Source organism: Campylobacter sp. RM16188 (genome assembly GCF_012978795.1).
Lineage (GTDB): Bacteria > Campylobacterota > Campylobacteria > Campylobacterales > Campylobacteraceae > Campylobacter_A > Campylobacter_A canis.
In genome coordinates, this window is the sequence record NZ_LIWQ01000006.1 from 93327 (window position 1) to 107780 (window position 14454).

Sequence of the window (14454 nt, forward strand, 5' to 3'; positions counted from 1 at the left end):
GGATATAAAAATGGATAAGATAATGCTAAGCCACGGAGGTGGCGGCGAGGAGATGAATTCTCTTATAAACGATCTGATTTTTAAAATTTTTGATAATGAAATTTTAAGCTCAAGCAACGATAGTGCGATTTTAGATCCGTTAGGCTTTACAAGCGAGAATTTTTTAAAAGAGCCAAAAGAATTGAGCGGGGTTAATGATAAAAAAGCTAGTAAAAAGATAGCATTTAGCACCGATAGTTTTGTCGTTACTCCGATATTTTTTAACGGCGGAGATATCGGTAAGATCGCAGCTTGCGGGACGATAAACGACCTTGCTATGGTTGGCGCAAAAGCCAAATATCTTAGCTGCTCGCTTATCATAGAGGAGGGGCTTAGCCTAAGCGAGCTTGAGCAAATTTTAACCTCGCTTGCTATTACCGCAAAGCAAAGCGGCGCAAATGTAGTATGCGGCGATACGAAGGTAGTTCCGCGCGGTAAATGCGATAAAATTTTTATAAATACTTCAGGAATCGGGGAGATGATAGCCCAGCCTTGCGAGCTTAAAAATTTAAGAGCCGGAGCAAAAATTTTGCTTTCAGGTGATATAGGCAGACACGGAGCGGTGATACTTGCAAGCAGAGAAGAGCTTAGTCTTGAGGGCGAGCTTAAGAGTGATTGCAAGAGCCTAGCGGGTGTTGTTGAAGCGCTTTTTGAGGCGGGAATTAAGCCCTTGTGTATGCGAGACGCGACTAGAGGAGGGCTTTGCGCTGCATTAAACGAATGGGCGAAAGATAGCGGGCTTGATATATTTATAAAAGAAGAAAACATAAAAGTAAGCGATGAAGTAACGGGTGTGTGCGAGCTATTTGGATTTGAGCCTTACGAGCTTGCAAACGAAGGAACCTTTGTGCTTGCGGTTGATGAAGAAGACGAGCAAAAAGCGCTTGAAATTTTACGCAAATTTGATGCAAACGCAAACTCGATAGGAGAAATTTTAAGCTCCGATAAAGGACGAGTCATACTTCAAAACGCTTACGGCTCAAAGAGATTTTTAGAAGCTCCTAAAGGCGAGCTGCTTCCTAGAATCTGCTAAATTTAGGATTTAAGATGCATGAGTTAAGTATAGTTCAAAGCCTAGTATCTCTTTGTGAGCAAAACGCAGCTAAGCAAGGCGCAAAAGAGATCACTAAAATCGAGATAAAAGTAGGGCGCTTAAGCGGAGTGGAGCCGCACTATCTTCAAAGCGCCTTTGATGTCTATAAAAACGAAACCATTTGCGCAAACGCCGAGCTTATAATAAACTTTCAAAATGTCGTTGTAGAGTGTGCCGAGTGCGAATTCAGCGGTGAGCTTAGCGAAAATGACTTTACCTGCCCAAATTGCCAAGGACAAAATTTAAAGGTAATTGACGGCGAAGAGATGTATCTCATGCGACTTGAGATGAGATAGCTTGGTGTGATATAAAATAAAGGGCGATATTTGATAAGACAAGAAATCAGGGATAAATTTAGCAATCTTTTAAAGACAATAACAAAAAATGACACAGATATCATAAGCAGATTAAGTGCTATGGTTGATTTTATAAGACCGAAAAGTAGCGATGAGACACAGGAGTGCTTGATCGCTATTGATATGCTTGTTGAATTTTTTAATAATAAAAGCAAAGAGAGCGTTGATATCAGCAACGATATAAATTTGTTTTTTATAAAGCTGAAAATTTCTACAAATATAAGCAGTTTTGGGATCTTGTCTAAAAACGGATTTGCTTATGAGATAAAGGAGCGCTTTTATAATAAATTCCTGCCAAGTCCTCCTGATAACGGCGAACTTAGGCATGTATTTGCCACTTTGTTCAACAAAAAAGACGACTATGTCTGGGTGCAAAAGATAGATGATGAAATTTGGGAAAGGTTTTTTGCGGCTCTGTTTTCAAATTCCATTCACATACATCAGGTTAAAATTCACTTTTTTCACGAGCTTTTGTATGCCACGGAGATGATGTCCGTATGGATAGCCGCGCAAGAATTTGACGATAGTTTTGTAAGGCTTGATAAAACTCTTTTAAATAGAGATTCTGCGTTTATAGCGCTTCAAAGAGATATAAGCAAATTTGTTCATAAAAATCAAAAAGACCGCCTTGATATACACTCTACGACTCTTGATATCAAGCATTTAGAAGTGCTTTTTAATCAATGTGAAAGACAGATAGCTGATCTTAAGAAAAAATCTATAAGCCTTGGTATATCGCTTCACGGAGCTTATAAGCTGGAGCGCTTAAAGCAGATATTAACAAGGATAAGAGATGCAATAGAGCTTATTAAAAAATTTGATACCAAAGAGGCTCACCTTACTCTTGTGCGACTTTTTAAAGAGGCCGTTAGGAAAAACGCTACTAAAAATTCTCTCACCGAAGCTTATAAACAAAGCAGTCGCATCATCGCTAAAAGCATCACAAACAACATAGGCGAGCACGGAGAACACTATATCGCAGATAGCGTAAAAGAGTATATAAAGATGTTTTTAACCTCCGCAGGTGCAGGCATCATCATAGCTTTTATGGCGCTTTTGAAGATCAAGATCGTGCAAGCTGACTTTTCGATAGGGACACAAACTATTCTTTCAAGCTTAAATTACGGCTTGGGATTTGTATTTATCCATCTTATCGGATTTACCGTAGCAACCAAGCAGCCCGCTATGACCGCATCAACCTTTGCGCAAGAGGTTGAAAGAGATGATGATAACAAAGCAAATCAAAATAGGCTTATAGAGCTTATATTTAAGGTTGCAAGATCTCAGTTTGCCTCGGTAATGGGTAATGTCGCTTTAGCTCTTTTGATCTCTTTTGCTATAAGCTGCTTTGTGATAAACAGAGGTGGTGTGATTTTAAGTAACTATGAAGCGGGATATTATCTTAAGAATTTAGAGCCTCTAGCGCCGCTTTTATACGCTGCTATAGCCGGAATTTGGCTGTTTTGCTCGGGGCTTATCGCAGGATATTTTGACAATAGAGCCGATTGTCTGCAGCTAAAGCAGAGGTATTTTCATCATCCTTTATTCAAGAAGTTGTTCAAAGAAAACACCAGAGAGAAAATTTCTTACTATTTACACGACCATCACGGAGCTATTATGGGAAATTTTATCTTCGGTGTACTTCTTGGCATTACGCCGTTTGTCGGGTATTTGATTAATCTGCCTTTGGATATCGCTCACGTGGCATTTTCAAGCGCATATTTGGGATACTCATCTACACATTTAGGAATTTCTACTTATGAGTTTTTATACTATCTATGCTGCGTTTTATCAATAGGGCTTGTTAATCTAGTCGTTAGCTTCGTAATCGCTTTAAAAGTCTCCCTTGTATCAAGAGATACTTATATAGGCAACTTTTTTAGCTTTGCAAAGAAGCTGTTTTTAGAAATTTTAAAGCAACCTCACAGGCTTATTTTGCCGTTTAAGGACAATGAAAAATTATAAAACTCCGCTCATCATCAAAGTAGCTATTATCACAAGAAGTAAAGATATCAGAAATTTTATCTTTTCTATGGTTATTTTTTTGATAAGCTTGGCCCCTACAAAAGAGCCCATAAAAGCACAAAGCGTAGCGGTAAGAACTAGAGATAAATTTGCATTTATGGCTTGGGTATGGAAATTTAGCCCATAAACGATAAGGCGAGATATGTCAACCATAATGGCTATAAAAACGCCTGTCGCTATAAATTCGTTCTTTCTCATGCCGCACCTTATCAAAAACATACTTCTAAAAGTGCCTTGATGTCCTGAGAGCCCGCCAAAAAATCCGCTTAAAGCTCCGCCTGACGGCAGAAATTTAGGCTCAAATTTCATCTGTTTAAATTTAGGCGAAATTTCAACTATCACAAAGAGCAGTATAAGCGTGCCTATGATAAATTTTATGCTTTCAACTTCCATCTGTTTTCCAAAAATTTCATAGCTAAAAAGAGTATGCGCCGAGCTTAAAAGATTAAGACAAAAAGCTCCTATAAAAGCAAAAATCATTGCAGGAATTCCAAATTTGATTAAAATATTTTTATTAAATTCTCCCGCAAAGAGCGCGCCTTTAAAGATATTGTTTGCAAAATGCACCGTCGCAGTGATCGCAATAGCTACATCAACGGGAAAAAATATCGCCATAACGGGCATAAGAAGCGTACCAAGCCCAAAGCCCGAAAATAGCGTAAGCAGGGCGGACAAAAGCGCGGCAAGGCTAATTGTAACGATCTCTAAACCCATCTTTTGCCTTGATTATTCAAATATTAAAAACGGAGCCTCAAGCACGTTTTTGATGATATTAAACGGCGACATAAGCGTATCTGCAAGCACTTGAGTGGAGTATTTAGGATCATCAAGCGTTCCTCGAACCTTTATGACCGTAGATATGCTTCTATCCTTGCCTAAGATGATTTGATTTACGATAGGGATTGAGCCGATTATGGAGCTTGCGTCTTTTAAAAGCTTTAATTCCAAGTCTATATCGATATTTTTAGTAGCTAAGTCTATAGTGCCGCGACCTGCTATATCGGCACTTGAGCTTTCCAGATCAATCGCTACGAACTCTATTAAATTTCCTTTTTTTTGGAATAAAATTTTGCCGAATTTGATAGGAAATCCCTTTTCTGTAAAGTCCGGTGTCTTAAAGATAATCAGCGACGGAACCGAATTTAAGAAGGTTAAAAGCCTGTTGTAAAATGTATAGTCGCTTAAATTTGCACCGTGCAATCTTACTTCACCTTTAAAGTCATCCGTGCTTGTTCCTAAAATTCTAAGTTTGAAATTTCCTTTTTCAAAGCTGTTTTTGCCTATTAGAGAATTTACAAATTCTCCGCTAATATCATTTGCTGACATATCGAATTTATCAGCCGTTTTACTGAGGCTTAAAGTGCCGCTGGAAGGCTTTGCTTCAAGCTTCAGGCTATCTTTATCCACGCTTCCGTTATAGCTTAAAAAATCCATCGTTCTATTTATATCATATATCATAATTGATGATTTTATACCGCTAAATTCGATATTGATATCCTTGCTTTGATTGCCATCATCGCTCCTAAGCTCAAAGTCTAAATCCTTAATATCCACAAAAGTCTTGCCGTCTTTTACTCTGAATTTAAGCCGGTCCGTAGCGCTCTTGCCCGATATTAAATTCTTTGAAATTTTGATATCAAAGCTGTCGCTGTCATAGTCACTTCCGTCTTTTTCAACTAAAGGCAGACTAAATTTAGCATCTTTTAAACTCAAATCTATATTTTCAAAATCCTTTGTAACAAGCGTGAAATTTCCGTCTTTTATGCCTATATCCTTAAGCAGAGGGGAGTAGTTGATGACATCTTTTAGGTTGTTTATGGTTATCTTGTTTTCATTGCCAAACACCAAATTTACTTTAGGATTTTCTATATCAAGAGTGACATCTTTTTTACTAAAATCAAGCTTAGCACTTAACGGCAAATTACCGAATTTGGCTATTTCGTTACCGTCTATATTTAGATCAAATTTCTTTACATTGCCGCTTATATCGGCATTTTGCTTATGTATATCCACATCTACTTTTATATCCGCGTTAAAAAAGTCCATTCCGCTATCGGCGGCATTTACTAAAACCTTATCGTTTGATATATTTATGTCGGCGTTTTTTACGTTAAATTTCGCTCCTGCGATATCCACGACACTATCTTTGGCGTTAAATTTCCCATCTATCTTCATATCAAGCTTATCAAAATTTAGATCAAGCTTGAGTCTTCCCTCCGCCTTACCGCTTTTTTGCTCGATAGGTATATCTATATGATACGCTTTTAGGATGGAATTTACCTGCTTATCAAATGCTGCACTTGCCTTTAGATCAAGCAGTAGTCCCGCACCCTTTTCATCAAAAATTTTATAAATTTCAAGGCTTGTGCCGGTTAAATTTTTACCCTGCCATTTTGGATTTTTAAGGCTAAATTTCAGAGTTTCGTTTTTAAGCTCAACTTTTACTTCTTCTACCGTAGCAGGCGGGAGTTTGGCGTCAAATTTGGCTTTTACGTTTTTAGAAACACCGTTTGCCTTAAGCTCTTTTAAGTAAAAATTCTCGGTTTTTAGGTCAAATTTACCGCTTAAATCCTGCACGAAGTAATTATCCGCAGTCACATATCCGTATATCCAGTTTTTCACGTCTTTATTAAGCTCAAGCTTTGCGCCAAGTTCATCCATGAAGCCCTTTAGACTGCTTGCGTTTATATCGCTTATAGTGTAGTTTAGCATCTCATCTTTAAGTTTTATGTTTGCTTTGCCGTTTAGCTCGTGGCTTGAAAATGTACCGTTAAAATCATAAATATTGTTTTTTATATCCGCGTTTGCATTGCCTGTTAGATTTACATTAAAGTCTTTAAAAGCAAGCCAATAAACATCGATATTAAGTCCGTTTGGTTGAGGAGTAAATGTCGTATCAAGCGTTAGATAAGCCGTATCGATGTGAAATGCGTTTTCAAAAAACAGTATCGTAAATTCGTTGTTATCGAGTTTAATCCTCTCAAGCAATACCTCTTTAAAGAGCATGTCTATCCAGCCTATATTATCCGTTACTCTAAGCAAGCTATCGTTTGAGCTATCTTCTTTGCTGGTCTTTGGAATTTCTATATTTCTAGCTCTTAGAATTAGTTTTTTATCAAGTTTTATATATAATTGTTCGGCTTTAAATTCGCCAAGATCAATTTTTTCTACGTTAATTCCATGCTTTAACGTAGCTATAAGGATGGTTAAAAATATGATGATGAAGGCTAAAATATGCCAAATTTTTTTCATAATATGCGAGATAATATTCATTTTTTCCCTAAGTTTTCTTCTCTATCTTGCAAGACCCGTTGCAACAAGCGAGGTTATTTTTTTGCCAAAAGGCAGTGTAGCCGAAATTATAACATATCTAAAGTCTAAAAATTTTAACGTAACAGCGCTGGATAAGCATATCTTAGCCTATATAGGACATCCGCAATCAGGCTGGATAGACGTGGGAGAGGGCAAGCTTGCTAAATTTGATTTTTTACACAAGCTAACCACCGCAAAAGCCGCTATGAGCGAGATTACTTTGATACCGGGCGAAACTACGGCTATATTTTTAAAAGATCTTGCCGTAAAGCTAAATTTAAACGAGCGAATTTTAAATGAGATTTATAGCTCATTAGCTCCTATTGGCGACGGGTTTTTGGTGCCTGAAACTTATAAAATTCCTATCGGCATAAATGAAAATCAGCTTATTGAGTATCTTTTAAGAGAGTCTAAGGCGTCTCATGAAAATCTCTCTAAAAAGCTTTTAGGCGCATATGACGAGCAAAAATGGCAAGAAGTTTTAATCACCGCTTCGGTTATCCAAAAAGAAGCAGCCGATGAGAGCGAAATGCCTCTTGTAAGCTCGGTTATACAAAACCGCCTTAAAAAAGGCATGAAGCTACAAATGGACGGGACTTTAAACTACGGGCTTTTTTCACACGAAACAGTAACCCCAAAGCGTATCAGAGAGGATAAGAGCAAATTTAACACTTATTTGCACGAGGGGCTTCCACCAAGCCCAATTTGCACGGTTTCAACTACTGCGATAAAAGCCGCGATAAATCCTGAAAATTCGGAGTATCTATACTTCGTGCGCGACAAAAAGACGATGAAACATAAATTTAGCAAAACTTACGCCGAACACAATGAGCATATAAAATCCCAAAAGTGAATTTATGCCGAAATTTACGTTAAATTTGCTAATATAATCCAAAATTTATAAAGGCTAAATATGAGCGATATTATTTGGACCAAGACCGATGAAGCGCCTGCGCTTGCTAGCTACTCTTTGCTTGCGATTTTAGAAAATTTTTTAAACAAAGCAGACATCAGTATAAAAAGCGTTGATATATCGCTTGCGGGACGTATAATCGCGGCTTTTAGCGATAGGTTAAAGCCTGAGCAAAGAAGCGAGGATTATCTTGAAATTTTAAGCAAGATGACTGATGATAAATTTGCCAACATCATAAAACTTCCAAATATTTCCGCAAGTATCCCGCAACTAAATGCCGCTATAAACGAGCTTAGAGCCAAAGGATACGATATCCCTCTTTATGTAGAGGAGCCTAAAAACGATGAAGAAAAGATAGCCAAGCAAAGATATCAAAAGGTGCTAGGAAGTGCTGTTAATCCAGTTTTACGTCAAGGAAATTCAGATAGAAGATCAATCCCTGCAGTAAAAGAATACGCCAAAGCAAATCCGCATAAAATGGGAGCTTGGAACAAGGATAATAAAAGCGAAGTAAGCTATATGTGCAAGGGGGATTTTTATTCGAACGAAAAATCATACACTAGCAAAAAAGATGACGTTTTAAGGGTTGAATTTACAAATAAAAACGGCGAAAAAAGAGTGCTTAAAGATGATCTTAAAATCCAAAAAGATGAAGTTATAGACGCTACTTTTATGAGTGTAAACGCCCTTAAAGAATTTATCAAAGAGCAAATTTTAGATGCGAAAACAAAAGAGCTTTTGTTTTCGGTACATCTAAAAGCTACCATGATGAAGGTAAGCGATCCTGTGATATTTGGTCATTTTGTGCGCGAGTTTTTTGATGAAGCGTTTGAGGAATTTAAAGACGAGTTTAAAGCTCTTAAGATAAATCAAAACAACGGCTTAAAAGAGCTTTTTGAAAAGATCGCTACTCTTGATAAAGAAGTGCAAGAGAAAATTTTGGTTAAATTTGATGAAATTTATGCCAAGCAGCCTAGTTTAGCTATGGTAAATTCAGATCTTGGCATTACGAATTTGCATGTGCCAAGCGATGTGATAATTGACGCTTCAATGCCCGTGATGATAAGAAACTCAGGCAAGATGTGGGATAAAGACGGCTTGCTAAAAGAGGCTAAAGCGGTGATACCCGATCAAACTTATGCAAGAGTTTATGAGAGCGTGATTGAGGATTTTAAGAATAACTGCGCGCTTGATCCAAGCAAGATAGGAAGTGTGGCAAACGTTGGTCTTATGGCAAAGAAAGCCGAGGAGTACGGAAGCCACGATAAGACTTTTGTAATGAGCCAAGATGGAGTTATAGAGGTTTTAAGTTCAAGCGGTGAAGTTATATTTAAATTTGAAGTTCAAAACGGCGATATATTTCGCATGACGCAAACAAAAGACGACGCGATAAAAAATTGGGTTGAACTTGCTTTAAATAGAGCTAAAATTACAAATTCCAAAACTATTTTTTGGCTTGATGAAAATCGTGCCCATGATAAAGAAATTCTAAAAAAAGTAAGAGAGATTTTAAACTCAAGCGATCTAAAAGGCCTTGATATAGAAATTTTAAGTCCGGAAGCGGCTTGCAAAAAGACGCTTGATATAATCCGCCAAGGCAAAGACTGCATAAGCGTAACAGGCAATGTGCTAAGAGACTATCTAACCGATCTTTTCCCTATACTTGAGCTTGGAACAAGCGCTAAAATGCTTTCCGTGGTGCCGCTTTTAAAAGGCGGAGGCGTGTTTGAGACGGGAGCGGGTGGGTCTGCTCCAAAGATAGCCGAGCAGTTTTTTGAGGAAAATCACCTAAGATGGGATAGTTTGGGCGAATTTTTAGCGCTAATTGCAAGCTTAGAGCATCTGGCAAATACAAAAAACAATGAAAATGCAAGAATTTTATCGCTTACTTTAAATCAAGCCGTTGCAAAATGGCTTAAAGAAAATCGCGCTCCGCTTAAAAAGGCGGGAGAGCCCGATAATCGCACGAGCCATTTTTATCTTGCGCTTTACTGGGCGGATGAGCTTGCGCAAAACGGCGGCAAACTAGCTGGTAAATTTCAAAATTTGGCCAATGCGCTAAAAGAAAATGAAAGTGTTATAAACAAAGAGCTTTTAGAAGCGCAAGGCGCCAAGATGGATATCGGCGGGTATTATAAATTTGATGATAAACTGGCGCAAATTGCCATGAGACCAAGTAATACACTAAATCAAATCATAAGAGAGGTTTAAATGAAAATTTCAGTTATCGGAGCGGGAAATGTCGGTGCAAGCGTAGCTAGCGCACTGGTTTTAAGAGAAGTTGCGGATGAAATCGCACTTGTTGATATATTTGGTAATGTTGCGGCGGCTAAGGCTATAGATCTTGCTCAAAGTGCTGCTGTTTTTGGTATCGATGTGAAGGTTAAGGGCGGAGATGATTTTTCGCTTTTAAAAGATAGCGACATAGTAGTAATCACCGCAGGAAGCCCTAGAAAAGAGGGTCAGACTAGAGAAGATCTGCTTCTTAAAAACGCAGGCATCGTAAAAAGTAGCGTTGAAAATATCGTAAAATTTTCGCCAAATGCGATAATCATAACGGTAACAAACCCGCTTGACGTGCTAAATTTTGTTGTTTATAAAGTAAGTGGCTTTGATAAAAAGCGCATTATCGGTATGGCGGGCGAACTTGACTCGGCAAGGCTTAAATTTGAGATAGGTCAAAAAACAGGACTTAAAAATTCAGAGTTTAACGCTCATATCATCGGCTCTCACAACGACGACATGCTAGTTTTAAAAGAAAATGTCAGCTTAAATTTAGACGAAGCAAGCTTTAACGAAGTGGCTCATGAAGCAAAAACAGGCGGGGCTAAGATAGTAAAACTGCTTGGTACATCGGCGTATTATGCACCGGGAGCTGCGGTAGCCAAGATGTGTGAGGCGATAGTCAAAGAGCGCGATGAGTGGCTAAGCTGCTGCGTGGTCTTGGATGAAAATTTAACTTGCGGCAGGCGAGTAAGGCTTGGCAAAGACGGAATCAAAGAGATAAAGGAGCTTAGCCAAAACGAAAAAGAGGCTGTGCAAAAAAGCCAAGATGATATTAAGAAAAATATAGAATTTCTTATCCAAAGTAAATTTTTCTAAGTAAAATGAACATACACGAATATCAAGCAAAAGCTATTTTAAAGGAATTTGGCATAAACGTAGCGGGCGGCAAGCTCGCTTACTCAAGCGATGAGGCCTTGCAAGCGGCAAAAGAGCTAAAGGGAGATAAATTTGTCATCAAAGCTCAGATTCACGCAGGCGGTCGGGGTCTTGGCGGTGGCGTAAAGATAGCTAAAAGCCTAAGCGAGGTTGAAAGTATCGCAAAAGACATGCTTGGCATGAGCCTCATAACTCCTCAAACTCCAAAAAACGGCAAGGTCGTTAGAAAAATTTATATCGAGGAAGCGCTTGATATAAGCAAAGAAATTTATCTAAGCCTTGCCTTTGACAGAAAAGAGGAAAACATAAGCATAATCGCCTCAAAAGAGGGCGGAATGAGTATAGAAGAGACCGCCAAGGATCATCCCGAGCTAATCAAAAAAGTAAATGTAGATCCGCAGATCGGACTTCGCGACTTTCATATCTTAAATTTGATAGGATTTTTTGAGTTTAGCAAGGAGCTAAGCCTAAAATTTAGCGAAATTTTAAAAAAGCTTTATCAAATTTATATAAGCAAAGATGCAAATTTGATAGAGATAAATCCTTTGGTTTTAACTTCCAAGGATGAATTTTACGCGCTTGATGCGAAGATGAGCTTTGATGACAGCGCCGTTTTTAGGCATAGCGAAATTTTAGCCCTTAAAGATGACGATGAAGAGGAACCAAGTGAGCTTGAAGCCAAAAAAAGCAGGCTTAACTACGTCAAGCTAGAAGGCAATGTAGGCTGCATAGTAAATGGTGCCGGGCTTGCTATGGCTACTATGGACATCATCCAAAACGCAGGCGGAAAGAGCGCAAATTTCTTAGACGTAGGCGGTTCGGCAAACCCTGCAAGCGTGGCAAAAGCCTTTGAGATAATACTTCGCGATAAAAATGTAAAATCGATATTTGTAAATATCTTTGGCGGTATCGTAAGGTGCGATAGGATTGCCGGCGGAATTTTAGAAGCGGCTAAAGAATTTGAGCTAAAAACCCCTATCGTAATCAGACTTCAGGGGACAAATTCGACCGAGGCTATGGATATGTTAAAAAGTGCGGAGTTAAAGAATTTGCATGTAGTTGAAAATTTGCTTGATGGCGCAAGATTGGCCGTTAAATTCGCAAACGAAAAAGATTTAATATGAGCATATTAATAGATAAAAACACGAAAGTTATCGTGCAGGGCTTTACGGGCAAGGAAGGGACATTTCACTCTCAAAGCTGCCTAGAATACGGCACGCAAATTTTAGGCGGAGTAACTCCCTTTAAAGGAGGGCAAACTCATCTAAATTTGCCCGTTTTTGACACGGTAGAGCAAGCCATAAATGCCACAAAAGCCGATACTAGCTTAGTCTTTGTGCCAAGCGCCTTTGCAAAAGACGCTATCATCGAAGCTGCGGACGCCGGCATAAAGCTAGCCGTAGTCATCACCGAGCATGTGCCTGTGCTTGATATGCTTCACGCTAAAGCTTATGCGATCAAAAAAGGAATGCGTATCATCGGACCAAACTGCCCGGGTATCATAAGCTCAAACGAGTGTAAGCTGGGTATCATGCCAAGCTCTGTCTTTAAGCGCTCCCAAACCAACATCGGCATCATATCCAAATCAGGAACCTTAACCTACGAAGGCGCAAACGAGATAATTAAAGCGGGCTTTGGAATTTCAACCGCCGTGGGCATAGGCGGAGATGCCGTTATAGGCATGGCTTACGAGGAGCTTTTAGAGCTTTTTGAAAAAGATGAGGATACTAAAGCGATACTTTTAATAGGAGAAATCGGCGGATATCTTGAGGTAAAAGCCTGCAAGATGATAAAAGAGAAAATTTCAAAGCCGATAGTTGCCTTTATCGCAGGAAATTCCGCTCCAAAAGGGCGTAAAATGGGTCATGCAGGAGCTATTATAAACGGCATAGAAGGAAGTGCGGAATATAAGATGAAAGCACTTAGAAAAGCAGGCGTGCTTGTCGTGGATACTCCTACTGATATAGGGGCGAAATTTAAAGAGATAATCAAAATTTAAAGCGCAGCGGATATATTCGCTACTTAAATAAAAACTAAAATAAATTTTATCTATTTTTTGAAATCTTAAATTTAAGCAAGATTATATAAAATTGCCGAATTTAGAAATTTTAAGCAAGGAAAACAGATGTTGATAAAAGAGGGTGTCGCAGTTTGGGTTGATACGACTCGCTGTAAAGCCTGTGATATATGCGTTAGTTATTGTCCTGCAGGTGTGCTTGGCATGAGGCTAGAGCCAAGTGCCGTGCTTGGTAAGATGATAGAGGTAGTGCACGAAGAGGCCTGTATAGGCTGTAGGGATTGCGAACTTCACTGTCCTGATTTTGCGATTTATGTAGCCGACAAGGGCTTTAAATTTGCTAAACTTAGCGCGGAGAGTAAGATTAGGGCCGAAGCCGTAAAAGCCAACCGATATGAAAAGCTAGGAGCCTAATATGAGAGAGATCATATCAAGCGGAAATGAGCTCGTTGCCCTAGCTGCTATAGATGCGGGATGTAACTTCTTTGGCGGATATCCAATAACTCCTTCAAGCGAGATAGCTCACGAGCTAAGCGTGCTTTTGCCAAAAAACGGCGGAAAATTTATCCAAATGGAAGATGAGATAGCGGGAATTTCAGTAGCTCTTGGAGCCGCTATGAGCGGAGCTAAGGCTATGACGGCAAGCTCAGGACCCGGGATCTCGCTTAAGGCCGAGCAGATAGGGCTTGGATTTATCGCAGAAATTCCGCTCGTAATCGTAAACGTAATGCGCGGAGGACCAAGTACGGGACTTCCTACACGTGTATCACAAGGCGATATTTTGCAGGCAAAAAACCCGAGCCACGGCGATATAAATAGCATAGTTATCGCTCCGGCAAGCTTAGAGGAGTGCTACACCGAGACTATTCGCGCCTTTAATCTAGCAGAGCGTTTCATGACGCCTGTATTTTTGCTGCTTGATGAGACGATAGGGCACATGCACGCTAAGGCGATTTTGCCTGAACTTAGCGAGCTTGAAATTTATAATAGAAAGCAGTTTGAAGGCGAGGCAAGCAAGTATAAGCCTTACAAAGCCGCAAGCGATGAGCCGGCGACTTTGAATAAATTTTTTAAAGGCTACAGATATCATATTACGGGGCTTCATCACGGCGAAACCGGCTTTCCAACAGAAGACGGCAAGATAGTAGAATACAACATCAACAGACTGTTTAACAAGATAAATGCTCATACCGACGAGATAGACTCTTTTGAGGAGTATAAACTAGATGACGCCGAAATTTGCGTCATAGCTTACGGAAGCGTGGCAAGAGCCGCTAAAGAAGCGGTTGAAATTTTACGCAAAGATGGCTTGAAAGTAGGGATGTTTAAGCCTATTACGCTATTTCCGGTAGCAAAAGAAAAATTAAAAAGCATAAGCGCAAATTTTGAGAAAATTTTAATCTGTGAGCTAAATTTGGGTCAATACACGGGCGAAATTCAAAAAGCAACGCTCAAAGAGAGCTTTAAAACGCTTCACAAAGCAAACGGACGCCCAATCAGTCCGCAAGAGATCATCGCCAAGATAAGGGAGTTTTAA

General features: G+C 39.3%; 12 protein-coding genes. 10 read left to right on the forward strand and 2 right to left on the reverse strand.

Going from position 1 to position 14454, the window contains the following annotated elements; translation table 11 throughout:
• The first annotated feature begins 10 nt into the window (after positions 1-10).
• From hypE to CDOM16188_RS04770, 3 genes are read left to right on the forward strand one after another with little or no spacing between them, the layout of a single operon-like run.
• The gene (hypE, locus tag CDOM16188_RS04760; protein ID WP_172199651.1) at positions 11-1072 is read left to right on the forward strand and encodes a hydrogenase expression/formation protein HypE; all 1062 of its coding nucleotides are present in this window, start codon (positions 11-13) and stop codon (positions 1070-1072) included.
• Positions 1073-1086: 14 nt separating this feature from the next.
• The gene (hypA, locus tag CDOM16188_RS04765) at positions 1087-1428 is read left to right on the forward strand and encodes a hydrogenase maturation nickel metallochaperone HypA (RefSeq protein ID WP_172199653.1); all 342 of its coding nucleotides are present in this window, start codon (positions 1087-1089) and stop codon (positions 1426-1428) included.
• Between the two features lie 30 nt (positions 1429-1458).
• Entirely contained in the window at positions 1459-3453 is a 1995-nt protein-coding gene (locus tag CDOM16188_RS04770; protein WP_172199655.1) for a recombinase, read from the forward strand.
• On the opposite strand, the gene CDOM16188_RS04775 is transcribed toward CDOM16188_RS04770, so the two are convergent.
• Together CDOM16188_RS04775 and CDOM16188_RS04780 are read right to left on the reverse strand one after the other, a co-directional pair.
• Positions 3448-4227: a sulfite exporter TauE/SafE family protein gene (locus CDOM16188_RS04775; RefSeq protein WP_172199657.1), complete on the reverse strand. Its 780-nt coding sequence runs from the start codon at positions 4225-4227 to the stop codon at positions 3448-3450. The two genes, CDOM16188_RS04770 and CDOM16188_RS04775, sit on opposite strands and share 6 nt — an antisense overlap.
• Positions 4228-4239: 12 nt before the next feature.
• Complete coding sequence (locus tag CDOM16188_RS04780) at positions 4240-6765, reverse strand: AsmA-like C-terminal domain-containing protein (RefSeq protein ID WP_172199659.1); 2526 nt, start codon at positions 6763-6765, stop codon at positions 4240-4242.
• On the opposite strand from CDOM16188_RS04780, the gene mltG reads away from it, so the two are divergent.
• The 7 genes from mltG to CDOM16188_RS04815 all read left to right on the forward strand — a co-directional run bounded on the left by mltG (position 6716) and on the right by CDOM16188_RS04815 (position 14454).
• The gene (gene mltG, locus CDOM16188_RS04785) at positions 6716-7678 is read left to right on the forward strand and encodes an endolytic transglycosylase MltG (protein WP_172199661.1); all 963 of its coding nucleotides are present in this window, start codon (positions 6716-6718) and stop codon (positions 7676-7678) included. The two genes, CDOM16188_RS04780 and mltG, sit on opposite strands and share 50 nt — an antisense overlap.
• Positions 7679-7738: 60 nt before the next feature.
• A complete protein-coding gene (locus tag CDOM16188_RS04790; protein WP_172199663.1) occupies positions 7739-9949 on the forward strand; it encodes an NADP-dependent isocitrate dehydrogenase in 2211 nt (736 codons plus the stop codon).
• Positions 9950-10840 carry a malate dehydrogenase gene (locus CDOM16188_RS04795; protein ID WP_172199664.1) on the forward strand — a complete coding sequence of 297 codons (891 nt, stop codon included), beginning with the start codon at positions 9950-9952 and terminating at the stop codon, positions 10838-10840.
• 5 nt (positions 10841-10845) lie between these two features.
• The gene (gene sucC, locus CDOM16188_RS04800; protein WP_172199666.1) at positions 10846-12024 is read left to right on the forward strand and encodes an ADP-forming succinate--CoA ligase subunit beta; all 1179 of its coding nucleotides are present in this window, start codon (positions 10846-10848) and stop codon (positions 12022-12024) included.
• On the forward strand, positions 12021-12899 hold the full coding sequence (sucD, locus tag CDOM16188_RS04805; protein WP_172199669.1) for a succinate--CoA ligase subunit alpha: 879 nt from the start codon (positions 12021-12023) through the stop codon (positions 12897-12899). Before sucC ends, sucD begins: the two co-directional genes overlap by 4 nt.
• A 126-nt stretch (positions 12900-13025) precedes the next feature.
• On the forward strand, positions 13026-13331 hold the full coding sequence (locus tag CDOM16188_RS04810) for a 4Fe-4S binding protein (RefSeq protein WP_172199672.1): 306 nt from the start codon (positions 13026-13028) through the stop codon (positions 13329-13331).
• Between the two features lies 1 nt (position 13332).
• Positions 13333-14454, forward strand: a complete 1122-nt coding sequence (locus CDOM16188_RS04815) for a 2-oxoglutarate synthase subunit alpha (protein ID WP_172199675.1) — start codon at positions 13333-13335, stop codon at positions 14452-14454.

Excerpts from the sequence above, each read along its gene's own strand:
- CDOM16188_RS04780 (WP_172199659.1), bottom strand. The coding sequence starts at position 6,765 with ATGAAAAAAATTTGGCATATTTTAGCCTTCATCATCATATTTTTAACC.
- hypE (WP_172199651.1), top strand. The coding sequence starts at position 11 with ATGGATAAGATAATGCTAAGCCACGGAGGTGGCGGCGAGGAGATGAAT.
- sucD (WP_172199669.1), top strand. The coding sequence starts at position 12,021 with ATGAGCATATTAATAGATAAAAACACGAAAGTTATCGTGCAGGGCTTT.
- hypA (WP_172199653.1), top strand. The coding sequence starts at position 1,087 with ATGCATGAGTTAAGTATAGTTCAAAGCCTAGTATCTCTTTGTGAGCAA.
- sucC (WP_172199666.1), top strand. The coding sequence starts at position 10,846 with ATGAACATACACGAATATCAAGCAAAAGCTATTTTAAAGGAATTTGGC.
- CDOM16188_RS04790 (WP_172199663.1), top strand. The coding sequence starts at position 7,739 with ATGAGCGATATTATTTGGACCAAGACCGATGAAGCGCCTGCGCTTGCT.
- mltG (WP_172199661.1), top strand. The coding sequence starts at position 6,716 with ATGGTTAAAAATATGATGATGAAGGCTAAAATATGCCAAATTTTTTTC.
- CDOM16188_RS04815 (WP_172199675.1), top strand. The coding sequence starts at position 13,333 with ATGAGAGAGATCATATCAAGCGGAAATGAGCTCGTTGCCCTAGCTGCT.
- CDOM16188_RS04795 (WP_172199664.1), top strand. The coding sequence starts at position 9,950 with ATGAAAATTTCAGTTATCGGAGCGGGAAATGTCGGTGCAAGCGTAGCT.
- CDOM16188_RS04810 (WP_172199672.1), top strand. The coding sequence starts at position 13,026 with ATGTTGATAAAAGAGGGTGTCGCAGTTTGGGTTGATACGACTCGCTGT.
- CDOM16188_RS04775 (WP_172199657.1), bottom strand. The coding sequence starts at position 4,227 with ATGGGTTTAGAGATCGTTACAATTAGCCTTGCCGCGCTTTTGTCCGCC.